Raw genomic sequence first — 25,937 nt, forward strand, 5'->3', positions numbered from 1 at the left:
ATGTCGCCCAAATGTGCCCAGCGGTTTGGGACAACGACATGCATAAAACCAAATACCAGGGAACCACGCTGATGACGGACGTCGCCGCCACCGCCGAAATGCAGGCCGCCCTCTTGTCGCGCGCGCTGCCCTACATGCAGCGCTACGAGCACAAGACGGTCGTGGTGAAATATGGCGGCCATGCCATGGGCGATCTCGAACTCGGCAAGGCCTTCGCCCGCGACATCGCGCTGCTCAAGCAGTCCGGCGTCAACCCAATCGTCGTCCATGGCGGCGGACCGCAGATCGGCGCCATGCTGGCCAAGATGGGCATCGAATCCAAGTTCGAGGGCGGCTTGCGCGTCACCGACCAGAAGACGGTCGAGATCGTCGAGATGGTGCTGGCCGGGTCGATCAACAAGGAGATCGTCGCGCTGATCAACGCCGAGGGCGAATGGGCGATCGGCCTGTGCGGCAAGGACGGCAATATGGTGTTCGCCGAAAAGGCGCGCAAGACGATGATCGACCCCGATTCCAACATCGAGCGCGTGCTCGATCTCGGCTTTGTCGGCGAGCCGGTCGAGGTCGACCGCACGCTGCTGGACCTTCTGGCGCGCTCCGAAATGATCCCCGTGCTGGCGCCGGTCGCGCCCGGCCGCGATGGCCATACCTACAACATCAACGCCGACACTTTCGCCGGCGCCATCGCCGGCGCATGCAAGGCCTCGCGCCTGCTGTTCCTCACCGACGTGCCGGGCGTGCTCGACAAGGACAAGAAGCTGATCGACGAGTTGACGGTCGCCGAGGCCAAGGCGCTGATCAAGGACGGCACGGTTTCCGGCGGCATGATCCCCAAGGTCGAGACCTGCATCGAGGCGATCGAGCGTGGCGTCGAAGGCGTCGTCATCCTCAACGGCAAGACGCCGCATTCGGTGCTGCTCGAACTGTTCACCGAACACGGCGCCGGCACGCTGATCGTGCCATAATGCTTGTTGTCAGCCGGCTAACCTTCTGCCTGGCAGGCCGCGATTTACGGCCGCGGGAAGCTCCGGCTTTGTAACCGGCCGCCGGACAACCATCGATTCCTCCTCGTTGTCCTGCGGTGCGCCCCAGAATTCCGCGAGCGTCGGGCCGCCTTTCACCCGGCGGTCGGTCACCAGAAAACCCCAGACCTCGCGGAACCAGACGCGGCGACCCATCTGCGTGTACCAGCGCATCGAATGCCGCTGCTCGGGATCGGGGTGGAACAGGATGCGCGCCAGCGCCTTCGGCCTCGACTGTACGGCGAGCTCAATCAGCTTGACCGAGAAGAACAGCATCCACGGCTTCAGCCGGGTCATCTGCAGCACCTGGTGCTTGTAATCCCACAGGCGGGCATCCCTCTGGATGACCTTGCGATCCCGCGCGATGCGGAAAAACGGCGTCCAGCGATGCGGCGTCACATAGAGCGCCTGGATCTGGTCGGGGTCATAGGCGAGGAGCTGGCGAAAGCCGCGCCACAGATCGCGAAATCCCTCATCCTCGAAGCCGGCGACCCAGGTTGCCATGGACAGGATGCCGTGCTTCCGCAGCAGCCGTATCGCTTCACGATCGGACGAGGTACTGCCGCCCTTGCGGATCAATTGCAGCGTCTGCTCGTCGGTGTTTTCCATGCCGAGCAGCCAGCGGATGACACCGGCCTGGCGGTAGAGGTGCAGCATATCGGCATCGCGCACGATATCGTCGGCGCGGGTCGAGCCGACGATCAGCACCGACACGTTCTCGGCAATCAAGGCTTCGAGAAAGGCGCGCCATGCCTTTTTAGAAACCGTCGGATTTTCATCCGCCAGGTTGATCAGTTCGACGCCATGCTCGCGGTGCAGCCAGGCGATCTCCTTGGCGAACTTGACTGGGTCGCGATGCCGCCAGCGGGTCCAGAAGCCACGCTGGCCGCAATAATTGCACAGATGCGGGCAGCCGCGCGATAACTGCATGACCACCGCACGCTTGCCTCCCCAGTAGCTGTATCTGCGGTGGTCGATCAGCTCCCAGCCGACGCGGTAGGCGTCGAGGTCGGCGATGGTCATCGCCGCTTGCGTAGCGAAGGGACGGTCAAGATCGTCGCGGCAGGCGATGCCGGCAACGCTTGCCGGCGGCTGGCGCATCTCCAGCGCCTCGACCAGCGCCACCACGGTCGCCTCGCCCTCGCCGCGCACGATGAAGTCGAAGGCGTCGGTTGACGCCAGGATGTCGCGCCAGTGATAGGTGGGGAAGACGCCGCCATAGAGGATGATCGTCGCCGGCGCGCGCGCCTTGACCATCCCGGCGATCAACAAGGCGGTCGGATGTGCCGAGGTCGAGCCGGAATGGCCGATCAGAACGAAGTCGGGATAGTCCTTCAGGGCTTCCGCGACAACCGAGGCGAGCGGCATCGGCCCGAACTCGGCATCGACGAGCCGCACCTGATGGCCGGCGTCGAGCAGCGGGCCGCCGATCGCCAGCAGCCCAAGCGGCGGCAAGTGATCGTCGGGCACGCGGCTGCCGATGGCGGTGTGCGGCGGATTGATCAGGACGATTTTCATGGCGGACCTCCTGGAGGAATGGTCCGTGCATGCTGGTTGGAGAGCTGGTCGCCGAAAGGGCCCGTTTCAGCAGTTTGCTTGCAGCTTTTCCGCAGAAACGCGGATGCGATTCACCGCCTGAGATGGGCGAGCGGCACGTGGCCGGGTCCCTTGATGTTCTGCAGCACCAGTTGCGTGTGGACGTCGCGCACGCCGTCGAGCCGCATCAGCCGATGCATGACGAAGGCGTTGAGCTCGTCGACCGATGGCACCATGACATGCAGCAGGAAATCGTGGTCGCCGGTCATCGTCCAGCACGACGACACCTCATCCATGCGCTGAACGGCGGCAATGAAGCTCTCGGGCGAGCCGTCGCTGTGGCTGACGAGGCGCACCTGGATGAATACCTCGACCATCAGGCCGACGGCGCGGCGGCTGATCACCGCGGCAAAGCCCTTGATGATGCCGGCTTCCTGCAGCGCCTCGAAGCGCCGGGCGCAGGGCGTGGTGGAGAGGCCGACCTCCTGCGCCAGCTCGGAAACGGGTTTGCGACCGTTGCGTTGCAGGACATCCAGCATCTTGATCTCGAAATCGTCGAATTGAGGCATTTTCACTCATCCGATGCGAATTGTGAGTGAATGATATCTCGAATGTGGCGGAGGAGCCACCATCAAAACCGAATTGCCTCGGCAGATCGGGTTAGCCTTGCGGCACGTCAACCATTGATGCGAGGAGAAAACCCATGACGACGATGAGCGTTGCCGAATACGCCCGCGACTGCGCGGCGCAAGGGTTGCGCGGGGACTATTCGGTGTGCCGCGCGGATTTCACCGTGGCGCAGGCTTATGACTATTCGACCGAGGAGCAGGCGGTGTGGCGCACGCTGTGCGACCGCCAGACCAAGCTGACGCAAAAGCTCGCCCATCACTCCTATCTCAACGGCGTCGAGAAGCTCGGCCTGCTCGACTGCATCCCCGATTTCGAGGACGTCAGCACCAAACTGCGCAAGCTGACCGGCTGGGAAATCGTCGCCGTGCCGGGCCTCATCCCGGCCGCACCGTTCTTCGACCACCTCGCCAACCGCCGCTTCCCGGTCACCAACTGGCTGCGGACCAAGCAGGAACTCGACTACGTCGTCGAGCCGGACATGTTCCATGACTTCTTCGGCCATGTGCCGGTTCTCTCGCAGCCGGTGTTTGCCGATTTCATGCAGATGTATGGCAAGAAGGCCGGCGACATCATTGCGCTGGGCGGCGACGAGATGATCACCCGGCTCTACTGGTACACGGCCGAATATGGCCTGATGCAGGAGAACGGCCAGAAGCTGAAGGCGTTTGGCGCCGGTCTGATGTCGTCGTTCACCGAGTTGCAGTTCGCTGTCGAGAGCAAGGACGCCCACCATGTACCGTTCGACCTGGAAACGGTGATGCGCACCGGCTACGAGATCGACAAGTTCCAGCGCGCCTATTTCGTGTTGCCGTCCTTCGACGCCTTGCGCGATGCCTTCCAGACGGCGGATTTCGAAGCGATCGTCGCGCGCCGCAAGAGCCAGCCGGCGCTCGACCCGGCGACGGTCTAAAACATAAAGCGCGTCGCATGAATCTGTCTCAACGCGACGCGCTTTGGACGCTTTGATCGCGCTGGGCTATTGCATGGCAGCGGGGTTCATCCACAGGAGCTCCCAGACGTTGCCGTCAGGGTCTTCGATGTGGCGGTTGAACATGAAGCCGAGATCCTGAGCGGGGTTGGGATCGGCGCGGCCGCCGGCCGCGACGCCCTTCTCGATCGTGGCATTGACCTCGTCCTTGCTGCTCGCGGTGAGTGCGATCAGCATCTGGCTGTCACGCCTGGCGTCGCCGATCTGGCGGGTTGTGAACTGGCCGTAATGCTGGTGCGTCAGCAACATCACCCCGATCGCGTCGGAAAACATGACCGAACTGGCCTGGTCGTTCGAGAACTGCGGATTGAGCGTGCCCCCGATCGCGAGATAGAAATTGGTCGCTGCCTGCAGATCCCGCACCGGCAGATTTATGAAGATCATCTTGGTCATCGGTCTAAGCCTTGCCTTCGTTGACAGGTACTAGTCAGTCCAGTACCGTTTCATGGGGCTACCACGAGAGAACGGTACCGTCTAGTACTGGTTAAGAGGGCGCCATGAAAATCGACGGTGAGACCAGATCGGCTCGCAAGGATCGTGAGATCATCCAGGCGGCCACGGCGGCGTTCACCAGCAAGGGATATGACGGGACCAGCATGGAGGAAATCGCCACCAAGGCGGGGGCCTCCAAGCAGACCGTCTACAAGCATTTCACCGACAAGGAGACGCTGTTTGGCGAAGTCGTTCTGTCAACCGCTACCCAGGTCAATGACATCATCGAGTCCGTGACGACGCTGCTTTCCGAGGCGAAATTCATGGAAGGCGGCCTGCAGCAGCTTGCCCGACGCCTGATAGCGGTTCTCATGGATGAAGAGTTGTTGAAGCTGCGGCGCTTGATCATCGCCAACGCGGATCGAATGCCGCAGCTTGGCCGCGCTTGGTACGAAAAGGGGTTTGAGCGCATGCTTGCCTCGACGGCGTCCTGCTTTCAAAAACTCACCAGTCGAGGACTGATACAAACAAGTGATCCCTATCTGGCAGCCAGCCATCTTTTTGGAATGCTTCTTTGGATCCCCATGAATGAAGCCATGTTCACGGGAGGCAACCGGCGCTCCAAGGCCGAACTGGAACGCCACGCGGATGCCTCGGTGGAGGCATTTCTGGCCGTCTACGGAGTCCAGCCGAACTAGTCGCGTCCCCTGCCCACGTTTGCAGGGGTCGAGGACACCACCATGTGCCTTTCGACCTGCAAACAGTGATGCGCACCGGCTACCAGATCGACAAGTTCCAGTGGAACGGCCGGCCGCCGGAACATTCCGCCATTCCTACAGAGCGTAGATGGTCCGGTTGAACTTCGTCTCCATCACCACGTGGGAAGCGGTTTTGACGACGCCGCTGATTTCATTCAGGGCATTCACCTCCCGGTTCAGCTTCTCGAGCGTCTCGGCGGCAAGGTGGATGATCAGATCCCATTCACCGGTTATGGCATAGACCGCCTGGATCGAGGGCATCGCCTTGATCCTTCTGGAGACGTCCGGATAGCTCTTGTTGTTCAGGGCGGCGAGGGTGAAACAGTGGACGGCGTTCTGGGCCACCGTCTTGGCCAGACGGACGGTATAGCCTTCGATGATGCCGCCGGCCTCCAGCTTCTGGATCCGCTCCTGCAGCGCAGTGCGCGACACGCCGAGCTGTCGTGCCAGTGACGCGACTGGCTCCCGCGCGTTCTTCTGCATCAGCGCGAGCAACTGACGATCCTTCTCGGTCAATTCCACAAACAAAACCTCTCGCTCGATCCGCTTAGTAACCACCGCGCGATCCTATCGGCTGAACAGCCCCCGCGACAATCCGCAATACTGGCAGCGGCGAACGGAACAAGGCCAACATATCCGGCACTTTGTCATCCCAAGGGACGCAATGACTGCGCGATCGCCAATATCCCGCATTTCGCCGGGTGGAACCCTTCTTTTTGCGACCTGACTGTCTGGGGTCACGAACGCCGGTCCGTCAGGGGGAATCAGCTTCGGCTGTGATGGGCAAAGTCCGAAACCGATCCGGTTGAACCTGCAGCTGAAGCGCTGAGGTTCGACGTCGGCCACTCAACCTATCAGTTCAACCACAAGGGAGGGATAACTTTGAAAAAACTGCTCAATTTAGCCGTTCTTGCCGCCGCGACATTCGCCATCACGACGGCAGCCATGGCCGGTGAAACCCTGGACCGCGTCACGTCGAAAAAGGCGATGGTCATCGCCACCAACGCGGCCTGGCCGCCACAGAGCTTTCTCAACGACAGCAACGAACTCGCCGGTTTCGACATCGATGTCTCGCGCGAGATCGGCAAGCGGCTTGGCGTCGAGGTCTCGTTCGAAACGCCCGACTGGGCGACGCTGACCGGCGGGCGCTGGCAGGGACGCTACGACCTTGGCGTCGGATCGGTCACGCCGACAAAAGCCCGCTCCAAGGTGATCGACTTTGTCGGCATCTATTATTACAGCCCCTACGTCTATGTCCTGCACAAGGACAGCGGCGCGAAGTCGGTCGCCGATCTCAACGGCAAGATCATCGGCGTCGAGACTGCCACCACCTCGGAGGATTTCATCCGCCGCAAGCTCGAAATCGACGCGCCTGGCCTGGCTCCCATCGAATACAAGCTCGAGCCGGGCGAGATCCGCACCTACGCGGATTCCATGCTTCCCTTCGATGACCTGCGGCTTGGCGACGGCGTGCGCCTGAATGCCGTGATCGCGCCGGAACAGACGGCGCAGAACGCCATCAAGAACGGCTATCCCGTGAAGATCCTGGAAGGCGAGTACGCCTTCCGCGAGCCGCTCGTCGTCATCGCCGAGAAGAAGGATCCCGAGTGGACCGCGAAGGTCGGGGGCATCATCACCGAAATGAAGACGGACGGCACGCTCGCCGCGCTGACCACGAAGTGGTACGGCAAGGACTACAGCGCCAAGTAAAGTCATTCCGCCGGCTGCCTCCTTGGCAGCCGGCGGGCGTCACCTCGCCTCATGAATGCCCTCACCGCAAAGTCGCCATGGCCTATCCGGACACCTATTACGCCCGCACCCTGACCGACCGGAAGACGCGGCCCCCGCTCAAAGGGGAGGCGCGATGTGACGTGGCCGTCGTCGGCGCCGGATTGGCCGGGCTGACGACAGCGCTGCAACTGGCGCGCGCCGGACTGCACGTCGTCGTGCTGGAAGCCCAGGTCGTTGGTTTCGGCGCTTCGGGACGCAATGGCGGCTTCGTCACACCCGGCTTCGCCACCGGCGGCGACACTATCGCCGCACGTGTCGGCGGGGAGGCAGCGCGCGACCTGCACCGGCTGTCGATCGAAGGCATGGACTTCGTGCGCGACACCATCGAAGCGCTCGGAATATCGGCCGCCCAGCCGCGTGCCGGCCTGCTCAGCGTCTTGCGCTACGACGGCGGCGATGCGCTGAAGGCCTATGCCGACCAGATGGCACGCGACCACGGTTACGAGCTTCAATACCTGCGCGGCGAAGACGTGCGCGCGGTGCTGAAGTCGGCTCGCTACCACCAAGGCCTGCGCGACCCAAACGCCTTTCACATCCATCCGCTCAACTATCTGCGTTGCCTGGCCGACGAGATCGAGCGGCTGGGCGGCAAGATCCATGAGAGTTCCGAGGTCGTGCAATGCGACCTGTCGGGACCGCAAAAGATGCTGCGCACGAGCCAGGGCACGCTTCGGGCGCCCCAGATCGTGCTCGCGACCGGCGGCTATACCGGCCCGGTGTTCGGCCAGCTCTACCGCGCCTTTCTGCCCATCGCGACCTATGTGATGGTTTCCGAGGCGGCTCCCCGCCTCATCGCGCAAGCCGTCGCCACCACCGATGCCGTCGGCGACAACAGGCGGGCCGGCGACTATTATCGTCTGGTAGAGAGCGGCAATCGCCTTTTGTGGGGCGGGCGCATCACCACGCGTGCCGCTTCCGCCGACGCGCTGGCGCGCGAATTGCGCCGTGAAATGGTCGGCACCTACCCGCAGCTCGCCGGCCTCAAGACCGAATTGGCCTGGTCGGGGCTGATGTCCTATGCCCGGCATCTGATGCCCCAGATCGGGGAGCTGCAATCGGGCGTCTGGTACTGCACCGCTTTTGGTGGCCATGGCCTCAACACCACGGCGATTGCCGGAAAAATTGTCGCCGAGGGCATTCTGGGCGCTTCGGACCGGTATCGGCAATTCGCGCCATTCGGACTGAGCTGGGCCGGCGGCGCCGGTGGCCTAGCCGCCGCGCAGCTCACCTACTGGAAATTGCAGGCGCAGGACTGGTGGCGGGAACGCCGCGCCACCACCAAGGACAAGGTGACGGCATGATCGGCAGGCTGATGCTCTCCCATCCAGGGCTTGCCCGCCACGCGGCGGCCGCGCTTTTTCCCGCGCTGCTGGCCGCGGCCCTCTACGCCATGGGCATCAAGTCGAGCTGGATCGGCTCGGTGATGCCGCTTGCATCCGACTGGTTGCAGGCCAATCCAGCCTTGTCGCGCGCCCTCTCGGCCGTGTTGATCGCGCTCCTGGTTCTGGTGAACTGCAAGCTGCTGCTGCTCATGCCCCGACGCCAGCAGATCGCCGGCGTCTGGATCGAGCTGTTCGCGCTGCTGATGCTGTTCTTCTATTCCTTCGACCTCTCCTTTGCCTTCATTGCCAGGAAGGTTGGCTTCCTGATCACCCAGGGCGTCACCACGACGCTTTACATTTCGGCGATCTCGATTCTCATCGCAACGACCATCGCGCTTATCGGGGCCATCGCCAAACTGACCGGCAACGGCATCGTCTACGGGCTGGCCACCTTCTACACGTCGCTGTTTCGCGGCCTGCCGTTGCTGATGCAGATCTACATCATCTATCTCGGCCTGCCGCAGGTCGGCTATGTGATCGGCGCGGTGCCGGCCGGCATCGTTGCGTTGTCGCTGTGTTATGGCGCCTACATGACCGAGATCTTCCGCGCCGGCATCGAAAGCATCCCGCGCGGCCAAAGCGAAGGCGCCACGGCGCTCGGCCTGAGCCCCGGCCAGACCATGGCGCTGGTCATCCTGCCGCAGGCCATGCGCGTCATCATCCCGCCGACCGGCAACCAGTTCATCGCCATGCTGAAGGATTCCTCGCTGGTGTCGGTCGTCGGCGTCTGGGAGATCATGTATCTCGCCCGCACGATGGGCCAGACGGAGTTCCGCCATATCGAGATGCTGATCACCGCCTCGATGATCTATTGGATCCTGTCGATCGCGCTGGAATTCGGCCAGGCCTATCTCGAACGGCGCTTCGGCCGATCGGACCGCTAGGGGTTTGACGCCTAAAATCAGCGCGGCTGCGGTGCCTCGGCCTTCAGCCGCACAAGCTGGTCGCGCTGCAGCTCGAGCGCGGCGGTGACGAAGCGCCGGATGGTGGCAAGCTCGGCGTCGCCGAACGTGGCAATGAGCTTTTCACCTTCCCGCGCGATGGCGCCGTAATAGCGCGCCGAGAGCTCCCGTGTTGTCTCCGTTGCCTCGATAACCACCTTGCGCCTGTCCTCGAGGCTGCGCGTGCGCGTCAAGAGACCGCGCGCCTCCAGCCGATCGATCAGCGCGGTCACCGCGGCCGGCGTCAGCCCGGTCGCGGCCGCGATCGCGCCGGCCGATTGCGGGCCGCCATGCAGCAGTCCGATACAGTGGCGCTCGGCCATGTTGAGGCCGAGTCTCGCGCCTACCGCATCGTCATAGGCCTGCGTCGCGTCCTGCCACTGCATGATGGCAAGGCCGATCGCGGCGGTCAGTTCGGCGCGATCTCCGCTTGACGAATTTAGTTCGATCATCTAATTATCAATCTGTCTAATATTTAGACTATTATAGCAATATGCGGCCACGGCTTGCGATAGGCAAGGGGCGGCCGCCAACGAGGAGTGGAAAATGAGCCTGATCCAACAGCGTACGCCTCTCTCGCATGAGGAAGAGTTCAGATACGCGAAGCTGGCGATGGAATGGTACGGCTGGGGATCGCCTATCGGCCTCGGCATCCTGCTGGTGTCGCTCGCCGCCGCCGCCGTGCTGGTGCGCATCGCCCTCTACGGCTTTTGAGCCTCTGCCGGCGCCATCCTTGGCGTCGGCAGAACGGGTGGTGATCCGAGCAGGGACGACGACTGCGCTCAGACCGTGACCACCTTGCTCAGATGCTCACCCAGCCGGCAGGCGAGCGCGGTGATCGTCGTCGTTGGATTGGCTTGTCCCGACGTGCAAAAGACCGAAGAGCCGCCGACATAGAGATTGTCCATGCCATGCACCTTGCAGTTGGCGTCCACCACGCTCCTGGTGACGTCGGTGCCCATGCGCGTGCCGCCCATATGATGGTGGCCCGCCGTCTCTTCGTTGGTCGGATAATCGTCGCCCTTCGAGATCCAGTCGGCAATGCGCACCCGGCCCAGGTTCTTCTGGGCAAGCGTCGTGCCGAACAGCCTTAAGCCTTCGAGAAGGGTGCGGCGTTCCAGTTCCGATTTCTTCCAGTGCAGTTCGATGCGCGGCACGCCGGCATGGTCGACCTCGGTCTTCGACAGCTCGATCTGGTTCGAAGCCAGCGGCGCCTGTTCCCAGGCGACATAAAGCTGAGCGGCGCAACGCAGGTTCTGGTCGAGCTTGCCCGACACCCATTCCGCCATGTGCGGCGCCGTACAGGCAAGATCAGCGATCAGGCTCTTGACGCCCGGATAGGGAGTCTCGATCAGCCTGATGCCGAAATTCATGATCCTGAGCCGTTCCATCGCGGCAGCCATCGGCGAGAAGAAGGCCTCCTTGACGGCATCGACCTCGAACGCGCCGTCGTCGGCCAGGATGGCATTGCCGCCCTCGAAGGTCGGATGCTCCATCCAGTAGCGGCCAAGCGCCGTCGCGTTCGGCACGACGCCGCCGTTGGAGCGCCGGTTGGACCACAAAAGCAGCCGGGAATTCTCCAGTCCGCCGGTGCAGACGATGAAATAGTCGGCGCTGAACGGGCCGGCGTCCTGCCCGTTGGACCATAATCTGGCGCCGGTCACGCGTTTGCCATCTCCGGCAAGCTCGGTGGCGTAGGTGTTGAGCACGACGGCGATGTTTTTGCTCTGGTCGAGTTGGTCGCCGAACTTTTCTGCAAACCGGACCGCCGGGCTCTTGATCAGCTGCACCCAGCGAATGTCGTCCGAGATCGGCACATCTGGCCGGAAATCGGGAAGGTCGAGGATATCGCGCACTTCCGCAAGATAGGGTTCGATGTCGGCGCGCCGGATCGGCCAGCCGGTGTCGGGTGCCCAGGCTTTCGGCTCGAAATCCTGTTTGTCGAGCACGCGACACCAACCGGCCCAGTGATTGGAACTGCCGCCCATGAACCGCAACCGGGTGATATCGAGGTCGAAGTAGAAATCGCCGACCGTGGTGCCGCGGTAGAAATCCTGCGACTCGTCGCTGAATTCCCGCGAGCCGGCTTCCAGCACCACGACCGGGATGCCGGCCGCGCCAAGTTTCCTGGCGATCGTGGTGCCGGCGGGGCCGGAACCAAGGACACAGACCTTTGGCGCGAAATTGGCGGCGCGATACGCGTCGTAGCTGTCGAAGATCATGCCAGGTCGCTCCGCTTCAGGATCCAGCCATTGACCTCGACGATCTCGTCGGGATTGGCCCGGGATGAACCGGCATGGGTGGCGTCGGCATCAGGCAGCTTGCGGAACAAGGACAGGGCAGGCAGGGCGATCAGCGCCTGCACGAGCGTGCGGCGCGACATTCTTTTGATGAAGAAACTCATGACAGGCCTCTCGGCTGGGGCTTCGATGCGCGCATGACATTCCCCGAACGGCACACGCATCGTCACGGAAGCCAGTATTGTGCCAAGCATGGCCTCACGGCGGTAAAAAGCCTGACAAGCGGCACAACCGGATGCAAACAGGGTTAGAGATTTCTTAACCGGCCGGGTGTGCTGGCCAACCCGCTCATGCGGCTTCGGAAATGTCGGTATCGAGGATCGTCAGGTTGCGGCCCGCATGCTTGGCCTGGTAGAGGCGCCGGTCCGCGGCGCGCATCAGGTCCGATACGTTGACATCCTCGCCGCACACGGTGCCGCCGATGCTAACGGTCAACGGAATGGTTCGCTCATCGACGGGTCGGAAGCGGATCAGCTCGACCTCGCGACGGATCCGTTCGGCAACGCGCTTGGCCTCCTGTTCCGTGGCTCCGGTCAGAAACGCGCCGAACTCCTCGCCGCCGATCCGGCCGAGCACGTCGCCGCTGCGCACGCCGCGCTCGATGGCGCTGGCGATCAACAGCAGCGCGTCATCCCCGGTCAGGTGACCGAAATTGTCATTGATCTTCTTGAAATGATCGGCGTCGATGATCAGCAGCGCGCCGCGGTCGGACTTGCGCCGGGAGCCGTCCAGCGCGGCAAAGAAGCTTTCCCGGTTGAGCATGCCGGTCATGTCGTCGCGGCTCGCCTTTTCCGCCAGGCGGCGGTGCGCCGCGGCGAGTTGGGCATGGGCACGGGCCAATTCGCGATGGGCATTTTTCAACCTGTCGCTCTGCCAGAACGTGCCGGCGCATGCCGTCCAGGCAAGGACCAGCGGACAGACCGTCGACGTCAGCCAGATCGTGCGCGTGACCGGGAATCCCATCGCTGGGACTATGATCAATGTCAGCAGGAGCGAGGCAGCGACGGAGGCCAAGGCGATGGCGGCGGATTTGAGAATAATGCTATTCATCGCGGGCTCCCCACAGGACTTGTCTCTGTGCCAGCAAGCCCTGAAGGCCACCTTTCCGGGATGGCTAAAATTTGAATCGTGAGGCCATTTCCGCCACTCTCGACGCGCATAAGTTGTGGATAAAGTCCCTTTCAGAATCCCTGTTTCATGCCATAAGGAGCGCATGACCACGCTTCCCGATCCCGCCCGCTTCGCCCATGTCACCGACTGGGTGTTCGACCTCGACAACACGCTCTACCCGCATCACTCGAATTTGTTCTCCCAGATCGACGTCAAGATGACCGCCTATGTCGGGGAACTGCTGGCGCTGCCGCGCGAGGAGGCGCGCAAGCTGCAGAAGGAGCTCTATCGCGAATACGGCACGACGCTGAACGGGCTGATGACGCGCCACGGCATCGATCCCGACGACTTTCTGGAGAAGGTCCATGACATCGACTATTCGTGGCTGGTGCCCGATCCTGTTCTCGGCACCGCCATCCGCCAGCTTCCCGGCCGCAAATTCATCTTCACCAATGGCGACCGCAGGCATGCCGAGCGCACCGCGCGCCAACTTGGCATCCTCGACCATTTCGACGACATTTTCGATATCGTCGCTGCCGGCCTCAATCCCAAGCCGGCGCGCCAGACCTACGAGAAGTTCGCCGAACTGCACGCCGTCACCGGCCACAATGCGGTGATGTTCGAGGACCTCGCCCGCAACCTGGCCGTGCCGAAGTCGCTGGGCATGACCACGGTTCTCGTGGTGCCGCGCAATTTCGAGCCGACCTTCTCGGAAATCTGGGAACGCGACCCGGCGCAGGAAGACGACGTCGACTACGTCACCGACGATCTCGCGGAATTTTTGACGGGAATAGTGAGTAGTGAGTAGTGAGTAGTGAGTAGTGAGTAGTGGAGGAGCACACCTTTCGCTCGCTCACTACTAATCCCTACTCACTAATTCCCACTGCCTACTCACTCACTCACTCCCTAGCTTGTAGAAGCGGCTGATGATGCCCCAGGCTTCGTCGGCTGTGTCGACGAAATCGATGATATCCTGGTCGCCCGGGCTGATCGTGCCCTGCTCGGCGAGGAAGTCGAGGTCGATCGCCCGCTTCCAGAAGGACTTGCCGAACAGGATCACCGGCACGCGCTCCATGCGTCCGGTCTGGATCAGCGTCAGCGTCTCGAAGAACTCGTCCATCGTGCCGAAGCCGCCGGGAAACACCGCCACGGCCTTGGCGCGCATGACGAAGTGCATCTTGCGGATGGCGAAATAGTGGAAGTTGAAACAGAGCTCCGGCGTCACATAGGGGTTCGGCGCCTGCTCGTGCGGCAGCACGATGTTGAGCCCGATCGACGGCGCGCCGACATCATCGGCGCCGCGGTTTCCCGCTTCCATGACGCCCGGACCGCCACCGGTCACCACCACATATTCGCGATAATATGACGTGGCCGACTGCTGCGAGCAGAGGCGGGCGAATTTGCGCGCCTCCTCGTAATATTTGCTGTTTTCCTCAAGGTTCTTCTTCTGCATCTCGTTCTTGGCCGCCCAGGCCTCGCCGCCGGGCTCCGGCAGGCGCGCGCCGCCGAACAGGATCACGGTCGAACGAATGCCGCGCTCGGCGAGGATCATTTCCGGCTTCAGCAGTTCCAGTTGCAGCCTGACGGCGCGCAGCTCGCGCCGGGTCATGAAGTCGGGATCGTTCCAGGCCAGGCGGTAGGTCTCGGCCCGCGTTTGCGGCGTGTCCGGCACGCTTTTCGACCGCTCCAGATCCTCATCCGAGTGCGGCAGCGGCGTCCATCCCGCCTTTTCCATGGGAGTCATCGAATCCACCCGTCCATTCCTTTACTTGCGCCGTCCCATGACGCTGGCGCGATTGACCCCCATTCCACCTTAACATAGGGTCCGCGCGACTTTTAAACAGGTTAAGGCGCAGCCCTTAACAGCTTGGTAATGGAGCAAATTCATGTCGAAGCCCGATCTGGCGAGCCTCGAAAAGACCATCGACAGGGCCTTCGAGGAACGCGACGCCATTTCGACCGCGACCCGCGGCGAGGTGCGCGACGCCATCCAGTCGGCACTCGACCTGCTCGACCGCGGCACCGCCCGCGTTGCCGAGCGGCAGGCCGACGGCAAGTGGCATGTCAACCAGTGGCTGAAGAAGGCGGTGCTGCTCTCCTTCCGGCTCAATCCGATGGAGATCATCAAGGGCGGCCCCGGCGAGGCCGTGTGGTGGGACAAGGTGGCGTCCAAGTTCGACGGCTGGGGCGCCGTCGATTTCGAGAAGGCGGGCTTCCGCGCCGTGCCGTCGTCGATCGTGCGCCGTTCGGCCTATGTCGCGCCGGGCGCGGTTTTGATGCCGTCCTTCGTCAATGTCGGCGCCTATGTCGATAGCGGCACCATGGTCGATACCTGGGCCTCGGTCGGCTCCTGCGCCCAGATTGGCAAGAACGTCCACCTTTCGGGCGGCGTCGGCATCGGCGGCGTGCTGGAGCCGATGCAGGCCGGCCCCACCATCATCGAGGACAATTGCTTCATCGGGGCGCGTTCCGAAGTGGTCGAGGGCTGCATCGTGCGCGAAGGCTCGGTTCTGGGCATGGGCGTCTTCATCGGCCAGTCGACCAAGATCGTCGACCGCGCCACCGGCGAGATCTTCTATGGCGAGGTGCCGCCGAATTCCGTGGTCGTCGCCGGCTCGCTGCCGGGCAAGGCATTTCCAAACAACGAGCCGGGCCCAGGTCTCTACTGCGCCGTCATCGTCAAGCGGGTCGACGCCAAGACCCGGTCCAAAACCTCGATCAACGAATTGCTGCGCGATTGATCTTTCCGCCCGGCAGGCGCACCTTCCGCCAGCGCGACAATCGGCCGCGCTGGTTCAACTGGAGGGGTGACATGGACTGGAAATATCTGCTCACAAGCTTTGATGGCCGTATCAACCGGAGCAAGTTCTGGGCTGGCATCGGCGTATTCATCGTTATCGGCGTTATTGCTTTCATTCTCGATGCGATCCTCGGCACGCGTGTCACCACGGCCAGCGGTGCCCAGATCGGCATCATCGGCATCCTCTTCGCGCTGGCATCGATCTATTTCGCGATTGCCCTCTATGCCAAACGCTGGCACGACCGCAACAAGTCGGGCTGGTGGACGCTGATTGGCTTCGTACCCGTCATCGGCGGCATCTGGCTGCTGGTCGAACTCGGCATTCTCGAAGGCACCAGGGGTGCCAATCAATATGGATCGGACCCGCTTGCCTGAAAGATCGGATCTCAACTGGCTTTTCTTCAAGACCTCGGGCCGCGTCAGCCGCGCGGCCTATTTTCTCGGCGGGTTGCTCGTCGCCATCATCCAGGCATTTCCGCTGTACCGCTTCACGCTGGTGCCGGAGGGTTCGGCCGAGAGCAACATGTGGTCGTTCATCTTCTTCATCGCCTTCATCGCCTCGCTGTGGTCGAACATCGCGCTGGCGGTGAAGCGGCTGCACGACCTCGACAAGCCGGGTATCGCCGCGCTGATCCTGTTCGTGCCGGTCGTCTCGATCGTCGCCTTCCTTGTGTTGTGCCTGTTTCCAGGGCAGCCTGGACCCAACCGTTATGGCCGGCGCACCAACGAGCCGGCAGAATCAAAGAAATAGAGCATGACGTCGTCGGAAAACCGCTTCACACTTTTCGGCATCATGCCCTAGGGGGCCGATCGGATCGCCATGCGCTACCGCACGCTTGATCCGAAACTGATCATCGAAACCGCCGAGCGGCTGGAAGGGCGTGTGGCCGACCGTTTTCCGGAGGCCGGGTTGCGCGGCGTTGCCGCCGAACTTGTGTCGCTGTCGCGCGATCTGGCCAAGGCCGCCAAGGCCCTGGAAGCGCCTATCTGGTGGCTGCGTGGCATCATCGTCGCCGCCGTCATCGCGGGCGCGCTGATCTTCCTGTTCGTCGGCACCATCCTGCCGCTCATTCACATCTCCCAGGCCGACGACGCGGTGCAGTCGGTGCAAGGCATCGAAGCCACGATCAACATGATCATCCTCGCCGTGCTCGGCTTCCTGGCCCTGATCCGCACCGAGGAGCGCATCAAGCGCAAGCAGGTGTTTCGCCAGTTGCACGGCCTCAGATCGCTGATCCATGTCATCGACATGCACCAGTTGACCAAGGATCCGGCGGCGCTGTCGGCCAGCTTCAAGCCGACGGCGCATTCGCCGGCCCGTCTCACCAATGCCGCGGATCTCGCGCGCTATCTCGACTATTGCTCCGAAATGCTGTCGATCACCGGCAAGATCGCGGCGCTGTTCGCGCAATCCGTCAATGACGCCGTCGTCATCGACGGCGTCAACGACATCGAGAACCTGGCGTACAACCTGTCGCGCAAGATCTGGCAGAAGATCACGTTGATCGACGGCCGGACGGCGGCGCCACAACCTTCTCCGGCACCAGGCTTGGCGAGCCAAGCCGCTCGGCTTCCGCCGCGCGCACCAGCGCGCTGATAAGCTGGACCGTCGGCGCCGGCGTACCGGCTTTTTCAGCGAGCCGCAAAACAGCGCCCTGCAAGTCGTCGATCTCGGTCGACCGGCCACGCTGCAGATCGTCCCACATCGACGAGCGCGCCTCGAGATCGATCGCCAGCATGCGCCGGGCCAGGAGCTTGAACAGCCAGTCGGGCAACCTGAGCACCTTCGGCAGCAGCGTCGGGCGCAGGCCGGCGATCCGCGCCGGCTCGATGCCGGAGGCCTTCATCGCCAGCAAGGCCTCGTCGATCTGGCTGGCCAGGATCAGCCGCCAGCGCCGGTCGGCAAGTTCGGCTACCAGCGGCAGGCCTGACAGCGCCACCAGCGCATTGTTCAGGTTCATCAGAAGCTTCCCCCACAGCACGGCCTTCATATCGCCACGCGTTTCGACAGCCAGGCCTTCGGTGTCGAGAAGATCGGCAAGGCCGGCATTGCCTTCTTCGACCATAACCTTGCCGTCGCTGGCGCGGTGGACGCGCAACGGCAGCTCTCCATCGGCTGATTGCACGACATTGAACGGCACCATGCCAGCCAGCACCGTTCGCGGGCCAAGCACCGCGCGCAGCCTGTCGGCGTTGTCGACGCCGTTCTGCAGGCTCACCACCACGGCATCGGGACGGGCATGGGCCTTGATGAGTGCCGCCATTTCCCGCGTCGCGCCGCTCTTGACGGTGACCAGGATCACATCGGCCCCCGGCAAGGACGCGGCCGGATCGGCGGTGACGACAAGCTCTGCCGGCTTGATCAGGCGATCGCGGCCCTCGAGGTCGCTGACGCGCAATCCGCCCTGCCGGAGCGCTGCCTCGATGCGCGGCCTGGCAAGCAGGACAACCCGCCGCCCGGCGAGCGCCAGGCAGCCGCCGGCATAACAGCCAATGCTGCCGGCGCCGGCGATGACGATTCTCTTTTCGCCGTTTGCCATCTCTTACTCCGCATCAGCCAGAACTATACGACATGAAAACCATAATGTCGGCGGTATCGTCGGCCATTGGCTTGGCCCTATGTCTGGCCGTGACAGGCCATTCGCTTTCGACTATCGCTTTTGCCATGACGCTGCCGACTGACCCCGCCGCAAACCTTGCCTCTCTCATCCGCTGTGCCTCGGTGACACCAGCCGAAGGCGGCGCGCTGAGCGCGCTGGAGGCGATGCTGAAGCCGCTCGGCTTCCTGGTCGATCGGCCGGTGTTCTCCGAAGACGGCACGCCCGACATCGAAAACCTCTATGCACGGCGCTCCGGCAATGGCCCGCATCTGATGTTCGCGGGTCATACCGACGTGGTGCCGGTCGGCGACGAAGCCGCCTGGACGCATCCGCCTTTCGCCGCCGATATCGCCAATGGCGAAATGTATGGCCGCGGCGCGGTCGACATGAAGGGCGGCATTGCCTGCTTCATCGCCGCGGTGGCGCGCCACGTCGAGGCGAATGGTGGCCCGAAGGGCTCGGTCTCGCTGCTGATCACCGGCGACGAGGAAGGGCCTGCCATCAACGGCACGGTCAAGCTGCTCGAATGGGCCGCGTCCAAAGGCGAGAAATGGGACGCCTCGATCGTCGGCGAGCCGACCAATCCGGACACGCTCGGCGACATGATCAAGATCGGCAGGCGCGGCTCGATGTCGGGTAGCATCACCGTCAATGGCCGCCAGGGCCATGCCGCTTATCCGCAGCTTGCCGACAACCCGGTGCGCGGCCTGATGAGCCTGGTGGACGCCTTGCTGCATCCCGTCTTCGACAAGGGAACCAAGGATTTCCAGCCGACCAACCTCGAGGTGACCTCCATCGATGTCGGCAACCCGGCCACCAACGTCATTCCCGCCAAGGCAACCGCCACCTTCAACATCCGCTTCAACGACAGCTGGACGGCCGAGACGGTCCAGGCGGAAATCCACAACCGCCTCGATCAGGCGGCTGGGCGCAAGAAATACCGGCCGGGCAAGAAGACGCCAGTCGACTATGAGCTGGTCTGGCGCGACCGGCCGAGCCACGTCTTCCTGACCCGCGACGACAGGCTGGTCGAGACGCTGAGCGGCTCGGTCAAGGCGGTGGTCGGCAAAAAGCCGGCGCTATCCACCTCCGGCGGCACATCGGATGCGCGCTTCATCAAGGATTATTGCCCGGTGGTCGAATTCGGCCTGGTCGGCAAGACCATGCACATGGTCGACGAGCGCGTGGCCATCGCCGATCTGGAAACGCTGACGCGGATCTACCAGCGCTTCATCGACGACTGGTTCGGACAGGGCTGATCAGCATGCTTTCGGCGGACGAAACCCAAGCTTCGCTGACCGGCGCCTGGCGGCTGATGCTCGGCAAGGCCGACGGCCTGCGCCTGCTCGACCTCACGGCCGACGGCTTCTGGAATTCGTTCTTCGCCATCATCGTCGCGGCACCGGCGCTGATCGTCGGCTGGGTCGGCATCGCCAACGAGATCGGCGATCCCGATGCCTTCGCCGGCCGCTTCAGCATGCTGGTGCGACTGGCGACAGTCGATATCGGCTCCTGGGTACTGCCGCTGGTGGCGCTCGCCTTGGTGGCGCGGCGCGCCGGCATTGGCGGGCGCTTCGTCCACTATGTCGTGGCCAGCAACTGGGCCTCGGCGATCACCGCCTGGCTGATGCTGCCTTCGGCGCTGATCAGGCTTTTCCTGTCCTCGGCAAGCCAGGTCTCGAGCCTTGTGTCGCTGCTGTTATTTTCCCTGTCGATGGTGCTAACCTGGCGCATGACCAACGCGACGATCGGCAGGGGCGCTGCCTTCGGCACCGCAGTTTTCGTCGGCATGTTCGTCGCTTCGCTGCTGGTCCTGTTCGGACTGCAGATGCTGCTTGGCATCTCCGTGCCGGACGATGTCGGGGCCCAGAGCCTTTCCGGGCTTTATCCTGGATAGAACCAGGGTTCTACCCGGCAGAACCAGGGTTCTACCCGGGATAATCGACGCCGATGAGAAAAAGCCCGTCGGGCGGCGCTACCTGCCCGCAGGCGGCGCGGTCTCGCGCCTCGAGCGCCGCCTTGAGGTCGCCCGATGTCCAGCCGCCGTCGCCGACCCGCTTCAGCGAGCCGACCATCGAGCGCACCTGGTTGTGCAGGAAGGATCGTGCAGATGCCCTCACCTCGATCAGATCATCGCCCGCCCGGCTCACATCGAGCCGCTCCAATGTCCTGATCGGGCTGTTGGCCTGGCACTGCGTCGAGCGGAAGGTGGTGAAGTCGTGCCGGCCGAGCAGGAGCTTCGCCGCCTCGTGCATGGCGGCGGCATCGAGCCGCTTCGGCACCCACCACACCTTACCCTTTTCCAGCGCCGAGGGCGCCCGCCGGTTGAGGATGCGGTAGAGATAGTGCCGGCCAATGGCGGAGAAACGGGCATCGAAATCGTCCGGGACGATCGTGGCCTTCAGGATGACTATGCGCGCGCCGGCCGCCTGCAGGTGTGCATTGACGGCATCGCGCACCTTGTCGTCGGGCCACGCCTTGGCAAGGTCGACATGCGCCACCTGCGCGGTCGCGTGCACGCCGGCATCGGTGCGGCCGGCGGCGCGCAGCCGGACCGCCTCGCCGCAGAATTTCTCGATCGCCTGCTCGATCGCCTGCTGCACCGAAGGCTGGTCGGCCTGATGCTGCCAGCCGGCAAACAGGCTGCCGTCATATTCGATATCGAGGCGAAAACGCGGCATGCCGGTCGGCTATACGCCCCCGCCTAGGCGGCGAGAGCGGTGAAGGCGGAGGCGTAGACCAGCCTGCCGGATTCGGGAGCTTCGCCCCAGGCCAGCGCCTGCAGCGCCTCGCCCTGGTATTCGCTTTCGAACTTTTCTGCGCGGGCGTGGCTATAGCCGAAACGGCCGTAATAGGCCGGATCGCCCAGCACGACGGCCAGTGTCTCGCCGGCGTCCTTGAGCCGAATATGGGCCTCGCGGATCAACGCTCCGCCGATGCCGCTGCCATGGAAGGAAGGCTCCACCGCCAGCGGCGCAAGCGCCACGGCGGCAAAACTCTTACCGCCGCTCTGAACGAACAGCCGCGAAAACAGGATATGGCCGACGGCCTGGCCGTCCTCTTCCGCCACCAGTTCGACGACGGCGTCACCGCCGGTCACCAACGCGTCGACCAGTCCGGCCTCCGTCTGCTGGCCGAAAGCGTGTTCCTCGACGAGGCGGATGGCCTCGCGGTCCCGCGGCGTCGCCGCGCGTATCGACATCATGCTCATGAGAATTTCAGTCCTTTTTCGATCTTGGCTCCGCGCAAGAATTCCGACGCGGCGGCGGGCTTTCCGCCCGCACGTTGAACTTCGACCAGCCTAACCGCGCCTTTTCCGCAGGCGACTGTCAGCCGGTCATCGAGAATTCCTCCCGACCCGCCCAAATCTTCCGAAGGCGACACGCCTTCGGATAGCGTCGAGCGAAGCAGTTTCAGCCGTTCCATACGGCCGCCAATTTCAATCTCGGACCAGGCGCCGGGAAACGGCGACAGGCCACGAATGTGATTGTGAACCTCGGCCGCGGGCCGTGTCCACTCCACGCGCGTCTCGGATTTATCGATTTTCCTGGCGTAAGTCACCCCTTCGGCCGCCTGCGCGGTAAATGCCAGGGTGTTCTGTTCCAGCCGCGCCAACGCTTCCACCATCAGGGCAGCGCCGACACTCATCAACCGATCATGCAGATCGCCGGCTGTCATATCGGGGCCGATGGCGCATTTTTCAACCAGTCCCACCGGGCCGGTATCCAGCCCCGCCTCCATGCGCATCACCATCATGCCGGTCTCGGTATCTCCAGCCATGATGGCGCGCTGGATCGGCGCGGCGCCACGCCAGCGCGGCAAAAGCGATGCGTGGCCGTTGACGCAGCCAAGCCGGGGTGCGTCAAGAATTGCCTTGGGCAACAGCAATCCATAGGCGACGACCACGGCGATATCGCCGCCGAGGTCGGCAAAAGCAGCCTGCTCGGCCTCGCTTTTCAACGATGCCGGCGTTCGCGCCTCGATGCCAAGCCGCCCGGCCTCGCGCTGCACCGGTGACGGCGTCAGTTCCAACCCGCGCCGGCCGGCGGCGCGCGGTGGCTGCGTGTAGACGGCTGAAATCTCGTGGCCAGCCTCGGCGATGGCGCGCAGCGTCGGCACCGAAAACTCCGGCGTGCCCATGAAGATGACGCGAAGGGGCATTGCCCTATCCCACCAGCTTGCCTGGCGCCTTGTCCCTGGCGAGCTTCTTGAACTTCTTCACCACCATGTCGCGCTTCAGCTTCGAGATGTGGTCGATGAACAGCACGCCGTTGAGGTGGTCGATTTCGTGCTGCAGGCAGGTTGCCATCAGCCCCTCGGCCTCGATCTCCTGCAGCTTGCCGTCACGGTCCAGATATTTGACCCTCACCGAAGCCGGGCGCTCGACCTCGGCATAGTAATCAGGGATCGACAGACAGCCTTCCTCGTAGACGGACCGCGCGTCGGCGCTTTCGAGAATTTCCGGGTTGATGAAGACGTGTGGCGCCGGGGTTTCGTCTTCCTTGGCGAGATCGATCACCAGCATGCGCAGAGGCTCGCCGACCTGGATTGCCGCCAACCCGATGCCGGGTGCGTCATACATAGTTGCCAGCATATCGTCGGCCAGTTTGCGTACCGGCGCGTCGACGCGCTCCACCGGCTTGGAGACCTGGCGCAGGATGGGATCGGGAAGAATGATAAGCGGCTTGATCGGCATGGCGTTTCACCTAAGACCTCAATAGAAAGGCGTCAACCGGTGCGCCTGCGCCTCGTTCACGTTTTGATCTGTGCCAGACCGCCGAATCGGCTATGCTGTCCACATGAATGATCTGAGCACCATCCTTTCGGAGCCCGCCGCACGGCTCGGCGCCTCGACTATCACGCTCGGCCACGTCTTGGCCGTCGCCACATTGCTGTTTCTCGGCTTGTTCGTGGCGCTCGTCATCGCGCTGTGGCGCTCGGCCAAGGCGCGCGCGGTCGCCGCAGCGGAAGCCGCCGACCATGCCCGCGACGCCGAGGCGCGGATGGCCGGCATTCTGCAATCCCAGGCCGAGATGCAGGGCCGCATGGGCGCCATCGCCGAAGTGTTCGGCGCCCGCCAAGCCGAATTGACGCAGTCGATCGGCCAGCGGCTCGACGCCATGACCGGCCGCATCGGCCAGACCATGACCGAGCAGACCAAGTCCACGCATGAGAGCCTCGCGAAACTGCAGGAGCGGCTGGCGGTCATCGACACCGCGCAAGGCAACATCCAGTCGCTGGCCGGCCAGGTCGTGCAGCTGCAGGCGATCCTCTCCAACAAGCAGACGCGCGGCGCCTTCGGCCAGTCGCGCATGGAGGCGATCGTCGCCGACGGCCTGCCGCACGGCGCCTACGAATTCCAGGCGACGCTGTCGAACGGCAGCCGGCCGGACTGCCTGGTGAAAATGCCGAACGGCGCGCCGTCGCTTGCCATCGATGCCAAATTTCCCCTGGAAGCGTGGAATGCCATCCGGGCCGCCGATAACGCCGACCTGCAGAAGGTCGCGGCCCAGGCCTTCCGCCGCGATATCGAGGTCCATATCCGCGACATTTCGGAAAAATACCTGCTCCAGGGCGAAACCCAGGACACCGCCTTCATGTTCGTGCCGTCGGAATCGGTGTTCGCCGAAATCCACGAGAATTTCGAAGCGGTTGTCCAGAAGGCGCACCGTGCCCGCGTCATCATCGTCTCGCCTTCGCTCTTGATGCTGTCGATCCAGGTCATCCAGGCGATCCTCAAGGATGCGCGCATGCGCGAGCAGGCGCATCTGATCCAGGGCGAAGTCATTAGGCTGATGGAAGACGTCCAGCGTGTCGACGAGCGGGTGCGCAAATTGCAGGGCCATTTCGGCCAGTCGGCCAAGGACATCGAAGACATACTCGTCTCGACCTCGAAAGTGACCAAGCGTGGCCAGAAGATCGAGGCGCTGGAATTCGGAGAAGGCGAACCCGACGCCCCGCGCGGCGGCGCCCCTGCCAAGGTGGAGGCCGCACCGCGCGCTGCCGATTCAAAGACCGGGCAGCTGAGATTGAGGGTCGTCGAAGGCGACGACTGAACGCTACTGCTCTTCGACCGTCGTCATACCCTCGAATTCCGGAAGCCAGTGCAGCGCCGACCGGTGCCATTTCTGGTGTCTCGGGACCAGGTTCTGGCGCTGCCGCGAGGTCCCGACCCTGATCCCATAGACCTTCGGACCGTCGCCGACCGATGTCGCATAGAGATGCGAGCCGCAGTCGGCACAAAAAGCCTGCGTTCGCTTGGCGCCGCTCGCCACGGTCTTGATGTAGATCTTCGGTTCGCCGCTGGTGATCCGGTAGTGATCCTCCGTCGCAGGAACGGTAACGCGAAATGCCGTACCGGTCAGTTGCTGGCAATCGGTACAATGGCAGATCGAGGTCTTCTCCGGGTCGACCTCCGCCTCATAGGTGATGGCGCCACAATGGCAGCCGCCGTCGATCTTCATTGTCATTCCTCCAACTTCGATCGGCTGATTTTAGCGGCACGGAGACCCGAGGCAACGGCAGGGCGCTGGTCCAGAGGCCAGAATCCCGAAAAGTGCACCGCGGTGTCGCAAAGTTCGTACTCGAATCTATCCGGACGCGGATTCGATCAGCTTGCGCCGCTTTTCCCAGGTGCCTGACGTCTGCGGCTTGACGAACAGCCGCGTGATCTCAGGCATCTCCTTCTTCAACCGCGCCTCGATGCGCTCGACACAGGCCTCGATCTCCGGCGCCGACAAATGGTCCTCGAATTCGATGCTCAGGCCGGCGACGATTTCTTCCGGACCCATATGCACCGTCAGCACGCCGTTCGCCCGCTGCACCGCCGGATCCTGCTGGACGATCGCCAGCACCTTCCTCTGCACCTCGGGTGAGGCCGGCTCGCCGATGAGCAGGCCCTTGCTTTCACGCGCCAGGAAGATTGCCGTCGTGCCGAGGATGAGCGAGATGCCGATCGAGGCGGCGCCGTCGAGTTCGGGCATCTCGAAAATCTCCGCCGCCAATATGCCGGCAAAGGCGACGGCCAGGCCGAGAAGGGCGGCACTGTCTTCGAACAGCACGGTATAGACGCTCGGATCCTTGCTCGATTGCACGGCTTGCAGCCAGCCCTGCTTGCCCTTCTGCTTGCGGAATTCCTTCAGCGCCACCAGCCAGGAGCTGCCTTCGAACAGGAAGGACAGGCCGAGAACGATGTAGTTCACCCTAGCGTTGGCGACCGGCTCCGGCGCCATGATGTGGATGATGCCCTCGTAGAACGACACGCCAGCGCCCAGCGCGAAGACCAGAAGGGCGACGATGAAGCTCCAGAAATAGAGTTCACGGCCATGGCCGAGCGGGTGCGAGCTGTCCGCGGGGCGTGCCGCCCGGTGCATGCCGTAGAGCAACAGGCCGCCATTGCCTGTATCGACCAGCGAATGCACGCCTTCCGACAGCATGGCCGAACTGCCGGTGAAAAAGGTGGCGGCGAATTTGGTCAACGCTATGGCGAGATTGCCGGCGAGCGCCGCGTAGATAACCGTTCTGGAGCCGCCGTGTCCAGCCATGCAGGTTCTATCCTCTTCGAGGCAGTGTAGCGGCTCTGCCGCGGAGTTGCACAGCCATCACAACGCGCCAATCGTCGGGTCGTTCAATGTGTTCGAAACCTGC

31 protein-coding genes are annotated in these 25,937 nt (G+C 63.3%); 15 read left to right on the plus strand and 16 right to left on the minus strand.

Translation table 11 applies throughout. From position 1 onward, the window contains the following. Positions 1 to 71 precede the first annotated feature (71 nt). On the plus strand, positions 72 to 965 hold the full coding sequence (gene argB, locus MESAU_RS02195) for an acetylglutamate kinase (protein WP_023772298.1): 894 nt from the start codon (positions 72 to 74) through the stop codon (positions 963 to 965). Between the two features lie 9 nt (positions 966 to 974). On the opposite strand, the gene bchE is transcribed toward argB, so the two are convergent. Further along, the gene (gene bchE, locus MESAU_RS02200; protein ID WP_015314411.1) at positions 975 to 2,540 is read right to left on the minus strand and encodes a magnesium-protoporphyrin IX monomethyl ester anaerobic oxidative cyclase; all 1,566 of its coding nucleotides are present in this window, start codon (positions 2,538 to 2,540) and stop codon (positions 975 to 977) included. 110 nt (positions 2,541 to 2,650) lie between these two features. Further along, on the minus strand, positions 2,651 to 3,127 hold the full coding sequence (locus MESAU_RS02205) for an Lrp/AsnC family transcriptional regulator (RefSeq protein ID WP_015314412.1): 477 nt from the start codon (positions 3,125 to 3,127) through the stop codon (positions 2,651 to 2,653). A 134-nt stretch (positions 3,128 to 3,261) separates the two neighbouring features. Between MESAU_RS02205 and phhA the strand changes: the two genes are divergently transcribed. Continuing rightward, a complete protein-coding gene (phhA, locus tag MESAU_RS02210; protein ID WP_015314413.1) occupies positions 3,262 to 4,098 on the plus strand; it encodes a phenylalanine 4-monooxygenase in 837 nt (278 codons plus the stop codon). 66 nt (positions 4,099 to 4,164) lie between these two features. Here the strand turns inward: phhA and MESAU_RS02215 are convergent, their stop codons facing one another. Further along, entirely contained in the window at positions 4,165 to 4,569 is a 405-nt protein-coding gene (locus MESAU_RS02215) for a VOC family protein (RefSeq protein ID WP_015314414.1), read from the minus strand. 104 nt (positions 4,570 to 4,673) lie between these two features. Between MESAU_RS02215 and MESAU_RS02220 the strand changes: the two genes are divergently transcribed. Continuing rightward, positions 4,674 to 5,306 carry a TetR/AcrR family transcriptional regulator gene (locus MESAU_RS02220; protein WP_015314415.1) on the plus strand — a complete coding sequence of 211 codons (633 nt, stop codon included), beginning with the start codon at positions 4,674 to 4,676 and terminating at the stop codon, positions 5,304 to 5,306. A 135-nt stretch (positions 5,307 to 5,441) separates the two neighbouring features. Here MESAU_RS02220 and MESAU_RS02225 read toward each other — a convergent pair whose 3' ends face one another. Then, on the minus strand, positions 5,442 to 5,888 hold the full coding sequence (locus MESAU_RS02225) for an Lrp/AsnC family transcriptional regulator (RefSeq protein WP_210161497.1): 447 nt from the start codon (positions 5,886 to 5,888) through the stop codon (positions 5,442 to 5,444). A 423-nt stretch (positions 5,889 to 6,311) separates the two neighbouring features. Here MESAU_RS02225 and MESAU_RS02230 point away from each other — a divergent pair, with 423 nt between their 5' ends. The 3 genes from MESAU_RS02230 to MESAU_RS02240 all read left to right on the plus strand — a co-directional run bounded on the left by MESAU_RS02230 (position 6,312) and on the right by MESAU_RS02240 (position 9,423). Beyond that, on the plus strand, positions 6,312 to 7,076 hold the full coding sequence (locus tag MESAU_RS02230) for a transporter substrate-binding domain-containing protein (protein ID WP_083883137.1): 765 nt from the start codon (positions 6,312 to 6,314) through the stop codon (positions 7,074 to 7,076). A gap of 77 nt (positions 7,077 to 7,153) precedes the next feature. Continuing rightward, complete coding sequence (locus MESAU_RS02235; RefSeq protein WP_015314418.1) at positions 7,154 to 8,458, plus strand: NAD(P)/FAD-dependent oxidoreductase; 1,305 nt, start codon at positions 7,154 to 7,156, stop codon at positions 8,456 to 8,458. Next, a complete protein-coding gene (locus tag MESAU_RS02240) occupies positions 8,455 to 9,423 on the plus strand; it encodes an amino acid ABC transporter permease (RefSeq protein WP_015314419.1) in 969 nt (322 codons plus the stop codon). The genes MESAU_RS02235 and MESAU_RS02240 overlap by 4 nt, the downstream gene beginning before the upstream one ends. 17 nt (positions 9,424 to 9,440) lie before the next feature. Here the strand turns inward: MESAU_RS02240 and MESAU_RS02245 are convergent, their stop codons facing one another. Beyond that, positions 9,441 to 9,932 (minus strand): MarR family winged helix-turn-helix transcriptional regulator, encoded by a 492-nt coding sequence (locus MESAU_RS02245; protein WP_015314420.1) that lies wholly within the window; start codon positions 9,930 to 9,932, stop codon positions 9,441 to 9,443. A 94-nt stretch (positions 9,933 to 10,026) separates the two neighbouring features. Between MESAU_RS02245 and MESAU_RS31435 the strand changes: the two genes are divergently transcribed. After that, positions 10,027 to 10,194: a hypothetical protein gene (locus tag MESAU_RS31435; RefSeq protein ID WP_015314421.1), complete on the plus strand. Its 168-nt coding sequence runs from the start codon at positions 10,027 to 10,029 to the stop codon at positions 10,192 to 10,194. Positions 10,195 to 10,262: 68 nt separating this feature from the next. On the opposite strand, the gene MESAU_RS02250 is transcribed toward MESAU_RS31435, so the two are convergent. The 3 genes from MESAU_RS02250 to MESAU_RS02260 all read right to left on the minus strand — a co-directional run bounded on the left by MESAU_RS02250 (position 10,263) and on the right by MESAU_RS02260 (position 12,830). Continuing rightward, positions 10,263 to 11,702: a GMC oxidoreductase gene (locus tag MESAU_RS02250; RefSeq protein WP_015314422.1), complete on the minus strand. Its 1,440-nt coding sequence runs from the start codon at positions 11,700 to 11,702 to the stop codon at positions 10,263 to 10,265. Continuing rightward, positions 11,699 to 11,884 carry a hypothetical protein gene (locus MESAU_RS02255; RefSeq protein WP_015314423.1) on the minus strand — a complete coding sequence of 62 codons (186 nt, stop codon included), beginning with the start codon at positions 11,882 to 11,884 and terminating at the stop codon, positions 11,699 to 11,701. Before MESAU_RS02255 ends, MESAU_RS02250 begins: the two co-directional genes overlap by 4 nt. A 184-nt stretch (positions 11,885 to 12,068) precedes the next feature. After that, positions 12,069 to 12,830 (minus strand): GGDEF domain-containing protein, encoded by a 762-nt coding sequence (locus MESAU_RS02260; protein WP_015314424.1) that lies wholly within the window; start codon positions 12,828 to 12,830, stop codon positions 12,069 to 12,071. A gap of 163 nt (positions 12,831 to 12,993) precedes the next feature. Here MESAU_RS02260 and MESAU_RS02265 point away from each other — a divergent pair, with 163 nt between their 5' ends. Further along, positions 12,994 to 13,698, plus strand: coding sequence for a pyrimidine 5'-nucleotidase (locus tag MESAU_RS02265; protein ID WP_015314425.1), 705 nt, complete (start codon positions 12,994 to 12,996; stop codon positions 13,696 to 13,698). Between the two features lie 87 nt (positions 13,699 to 13,785). On the opposite strand, the gene MESAU_RS02270 is transcribed toward MESAU_RS02265, so the two are convergent. Further along, positions 13,786 to 14,634 carry an LOG family protein gene (locus MESAU_RS02270; RefSeq protein WP_015314426.1) on the minus strand — a complete coding sequence of 283 codons (849 nt, stop codon included), beginning with the start codon at positions 14,632 to 14,634 and terminating at the stop codon, positions 13,786 to 13,788. A gap of 142 nt (positions 14,635 to 14,776) precedes the next feature. Between MESAU_RS02270 and dapD the strand changes: the two genes are divergently transcribed. The 4 genes from dapD to MESAU_RS02290 all read left to right on the plus strand — a co-directional run bounded on the left by dapD (position 14,777) and on the right by MESAU_RS02290 (position 17,287). Further along, positions 14,777 to 15,631, plus strand: coding sequence for a 2,3,4,5-tetrahydropyridine-2,6-dicarboxylate N-succinyltransferase (dapD, locus tag MESAU_RS02275; RefSeq protein WP_015314427.1), 855 nt, complete (start codon positions 14,777 to 14,779; stop codon positions 15,629 to 15,631). Between the two features lie 71 nt (positions 15,632 to 15,702). Then, positions 15,703 to 16,065, plus strand: coding sequence for a DUF805 domain-containing protein (locus MESAU_RS02280; protein ID WP_015314428.1), 363 nt, complete (start codon positions 15,703 to 15,705; stop codon positions 16,063 to 16,065). Next, positions 16,058 to 16,441 carry a DUF805 domain-containing protein gene (locus tag MESAU_RS02285; protein ID WP_027143826.1) on the plus strand — a complete coding sequence of 128 codons (384 nt, stop codon included), beginning with the start codon at positions 16,058 to 16,060 and terminating at the stop codon, positions 16,439 to 16,441. Before MESAU_RS02280 ends, MESAU_RS02285 begins: the two co-directional genes overlap by 8 nt. Positions 16,442 to 16,510: 69 nt before the next feature. Beyond that, positions 16,511 to 17,287 (plus strand): hypothetical protein, encoded by a 777-nt coding sequence (locus MESAU_RS02290; protein ID WP_015314430.1) that lies wholly within the window; start codon positions 16,511 to 16,513, stop codon positions 17,285 to 17,287. On the opposite strand, the gene MESAU_RS02295 is transcribed toward MESAU_RS02290, so the two are convergent. Further along, positions 17,187 to 18,230, minus strand: a complete 1,044-nt coding sequence (locus MESAU_RS02295) for a 2-dehydropantoate 2-reductase (RefSeq protein WP_015314431.1) — start codon at positions 18,228 to 18,230, stop codon at positions 17,187 to 17,189. The genes MESAU_RS02290 and MESAU_RS02295 overlap by 101 nt on opposite strands. 125 nt (positions 18,231 to 18,355) lie before the next feature. Here MESAU_RS02295 and dapE point away from each other — a divergent pair, with 125 nt between their 5' ends. Together dapE and MESAU_RS02305 are read left to right on the plus strand one after the other, a co-directional pair. Continuing rightward, entirely contained in the window at positions 18,356 to 19,549 is a 1,194-nt protein-coding gene (dapE, locus tag MESAU_RS02300) for a succinyl-diaminopimelate desuccinylase (protein ID WP_015314432.1), read from the plus strand. A 5-nt stretch (positions 19,550 to 19,554) separates the two neighbouring features. After that, positions 19,555 to 20,187 carry a hypothetical protein gene (locus MESAU_RS02305; protein ID WP_015314433.1) on the plus strand — a complete coding sequence of 211 codons (633 nt, stop codon included), beginning with the start codon at positions 19,555 to 19,557 and terminating at the stop codon, positions 20,185 to 20,187. A 31-nt stretch (positions 20,188 to 20,218) separates the two neighbouring features. Here the strand turns inward: MESAU_RS02305 and truA are convergent, their stop codons facing one another. Genes truA through def form a run of 4 tightly spaced genes read right to left on the minus strand, consistent with a single transcriptional unit; the run spans position 20,219 to position 22,986 of the window. Then, positions 20,219 to 20,971 (minus strand): tRNA pseudouridine(38-40) synthase TruA, encoded by a 753-nt coding sequence (truA, locus tag MESAU_RS02310; RefSeq protein ID WP_015314434.1) that lies wholly within the window; start codon positions 20,969 to 20,971, stop codon positions 20,219 to 20,221. Positions 20,972 to 20,994: 23 nt separating this feature from the next. Then, positions 20,995 to 21,501: a GNAT family N-acetyltransferase gene (locus tag MESAU_RS02315; RefSeq protein ID WP_015314435.1), complete on the minus strand. Its 507-nt coding sequence runs from the start codon at positions 21,499 to 21,501 to the stop codon at positions 20,995 to 20,997. Continuing rightward, positions 21,498 to 22,451, minus strand: a complete 954-nt coding sequence (gene fmt / locus MESAU_RS02320; protein ID WP_015314436.1) for a methionyl-tRNA formyltransferase — start codon at positions 22,449 to 22,451, stop codon at positions 21,498 to 21,500. The genes MESAU_RS02315 and fmt overlap by 4 nt, the downstream gene beginning before the upstream one ends. A 4-nt stretch (positions 22,452 to 22,455) precedes the next feature. Continuing rightward, positions 22,456 to 22,986 (minus strand): peptide deformylase, encoded by a 531-nt coding sequence (def, locus tag MESAU_RS02325; protein WP_015314437.1) that lies wholly within the window; start codon positions 22,984 to 22,986, stop codon positions 22,456 to 22,458. A 103-nt stretch (positions 22,987 to 23,089) separates the two neighbouring features. Between def and MESAU_RS02330 the strand changes: the two genes are divergently transcribed. Further along, positions 23,090 to 24,346 carry a DNA recombination protein RmuC gene (locus MESAU_RS02330; protein WP_015314438.1) on the plus strand — a complete coding sequence of 419 codons (1,257 nt, stop codon included), beginning with the start codon at positions 23,090 to 23,092 and terminating at the stop codon, positions 24,344 to 24,346. A gap of 3 nt (positions 24,347 to 24,349) precedes the next feature. On the opposite strand, the gene MESAU_RS02335 is transcribed toward MESAU_RS02330, so the two are convergent. Next, positions 24,350 to 24,754 carry a GFA family protein gene (locus MESAU_RS02335; RefSeq protein WP_015314439.1) on the minus strand — a complete coding sequence of 135 codons (405 nt, stop codon included), beginning with the start codon at positions 24,752 to 24,754 and terminating at the stop codon, positions 24,350 to 24,352. Between the two features lie 126 nt (positions 24,755 to 24,880). Then, positions 24,881 to 25,834, minus strand: coding sequence for a cation diffusion facilitator family transporter (locus tag MESAU_RS02340; RefSeq protein ID WP_015314440.1), 954 nt, complete (start codon positions 25,832 to 25,834; stop codon positions 24,881 to 24,883). Positions 25,835 to 25,937: the final 103 nt, after the last annotated feature.

Source organism: Mesorhizobium australicum WSM2073 (assembly GCF_000230995.2).
GTDB classification, from domain to species: Bacteria; Pseudomonadota; Alphaproteobacteria; order Rhizobiales; family Rhizobiaceae; genus Mesorhizobium; species Mesorhizobium australicum.

What these genes read in the sequence shown, in the direction of transcription:
- MESAU_RS02250 (WP_015314422.1), bottom strand. Translation starts at nt 11,702, where the DNA reads ATGATCTTCGACAGCTACGACGCGTATCGCGCCGCCAATTTCGCGCCA.
- MESAU_RS31435 (WP_015314421.1), top strand. Translation starts at nt 10,027, where the DNA reads ATGAGCCTGATCCAACAGCGTACGCCTCTCTCGCATGAGGAAGAGTTC.
- MESAU_RS02230 (WP_083883137.1), top strand. Translation starts at nt 6,312, where the DNA reads ATGGCCGGTGAAACCCTGGACCGCGTCACGTCGAAAAAGGCGATGGTC.
- MESAU_RS02335 (WP_015314439.1), bottom strand. Translation starts at nt 24,754, where the DNA reads ATGAAGATCGACGGCGGCTGCCATTGTGGCGCCATCACCTATGAGGCG.
- bchE (WP_015314411.1), bottom strand. Translation starts at nt 2,540, where the DNA reads ATGAAAATCGTCCTGATCAATCCGCCGCACACCGCCATCGGCAGCCGC.
- argB (WP_023772298.1), top strand. Translation starts at nt 72, where the DNA reads ATGACGGACGTCGCCGCCACCGCCGAAATGCAGGCCGCCCTCTTGTCG.
- MESAU_RS02245 (WP_015314420.1), bottom strand. Translation starts at nt 9,932, where the DNA reads ATGATCGAACTAAATTCGTCAAGCGGAGATCGCGCCGAACTGACCGCC.
- MESAU_RS02255 (WP_015314423.1), bottom strand. Translation starts at nt 11,884, where the DNA reads ATGAGTTTCTTCATCAAAAGAATGTCGCGCCGCACGCTCGTGCAGGCG.
- MESAU_RS02340 (WP_015314440.1), bottom strand. Translation starts at nt 25,834, where the DNA reads ATGGCTGGACACGGCGGCTCCAGAACGGTTATCTACGCGGCGCTCGCC.
- MESAU_RS02280 (WP_015314428.1), top strand. Translation starts at nt 15,703, where the DNA reads ATGGACTGGAAATATCTGCTCACAAGCTTTGATGGCCGTATCAACCGG.
- truA (WP_015314434.1), bottom strand. Translation starts at nt 20,971, where the DNA reads ATGCCGCGTTTTCGCCTCGATATCGAATATGACGGCAGCCTGTTTGCC.
- fmt (WP_015314436.1), bottom strand. Translation starts at nt 22,451, where the DNA reads ATGCCCCTTCGCGTCATCTTCATGGGCACGCCGGAGTTTTCGGTGCCG.
- MESAU_RS02260 (WP_015314424.1), bottom strand. Translation starts at nt 12,830, where the DNA reads ATGAATAGCATTATTCTCAAATCCGCCGCCATCGCCTTGGCCTCCGTC.
- MESAU_RS02305 (WP_015314433.1), top strand. Translation starts at nt 19,555, where the DNA reads ATGCTTTCGGCGGACGAAACCCAAGCTTCGCTGACCGGCGCCTGGCGG.
- MESAU_RS02330 (WP_015314438.1), top strand. Translation starts at nt 23,090, where the DNA reads ATGAATGATCTGAGCACCATCCTTTCGGAGCCCGCCGCACGGCTCGGC.
- def (WP_015314437.1), bottom strand. Translation starts at nt 22,986, where the DNA reads ATGCCGATCAAGCCGCTTATCATTCTTCCCGATCCCATCCTGCGCCAG.
- MESAU_RS02265 (WP_015314425.1), top strand. Translation starts at nt 12,994, where the DNA reads ATGACCACGCTTCCCGATCCCGCCCGCTTCGCCCATGTCACCGACTGG.
- MESAU_RS02240 (WP_015314419.1), top strand. Translation starts at nt 8,455, where the DNA reads ATGATCGGCAGGCTGATGCTCTCCCATCCAGGGCTTGCCCGCCACGCG.
- MESAU_RS02270 (WP_015314426.1), bottom strand. Translation starts at nt 14,634, where the DNA reads ATGACTCCCATGGAAAAGGCGGGATGGACGCCGCTGCCGCACTCGGAT.
- phhA (WP_015314413.1), top strand. Translation starts at nt 3,262, where the DNA reads ATGACGACGATGAGCGTTGCCGAATACGCCCGCGACTGCGCGGCGCAA.
- dapD (WP_015314427.1), top strand. Translation starts at nt 14,777, where the DNA reads ATGTCGAAGCCCGATCTGGCGAGCCTCGAAAAGACCATCGACAGGGCC.
- MESAU_RS02215 (WP_015314414.1), bottom strand. Translation starts at nt 4,569, where the DNA reads ATGACCAAGATGATCTTCATAAATCTGCCGGTGCGGGATCTGCAGGCA.
- MESAU_RS02290 (WP_015314430.1), top strand. Translation starts at nt 16,511, where the DNA reads ATGCGCTACCGCACGCTTGATCCGAAACTGATCATCGAAACCGCCGAG.
- MESAU_RS02315 (WP_015314435.1), bottom strand. Translation starts at nt 21,501, where the DNA reads ATGAGCATGATGTCGATACGCGCGGCGACGCCGCGGGACCGCGAGGCC.
- MESAU_RS02295 (WP_015314431.1), bottom strand. Translation starts at nt 18,230, where the DNA reads ATGGCAAACGGCGAAAAGAGAATCGTCATCGCCGGCGCCGGCAGCATT.
- MESAU_RS02235 (WP_015314418.1), top strand. Translation starts at nt 7,154, where the DNA reads ATGGCCTATCCGGACACCTATTACGCCCGCACCCTGACCGACCGGAAG.
- MESAU_RS02205 (WP_015314412.1), bottom strand. Translation starts at nt 3,127, where the DNA reads ATGCCTCAATTCGACGATTTCGAGATCAAGATGCTGGATGTCCTGCAA.
- MESAU_RS02220 (WP_015314415.1), top strand. Translation starts at nt 4,674, where the DNA reads ATGAAAATCGACGGTGAGACCAGATCGGCTCGCAAGGATCGTGAGATC.
- dapE (WP_015314432.1), top strand. Translation starts at nt 18,356, where the DNA reads ATGACGCTGCCGACTGACCCCGCCGCAAACCTTGCCTCTCTCATCCGC.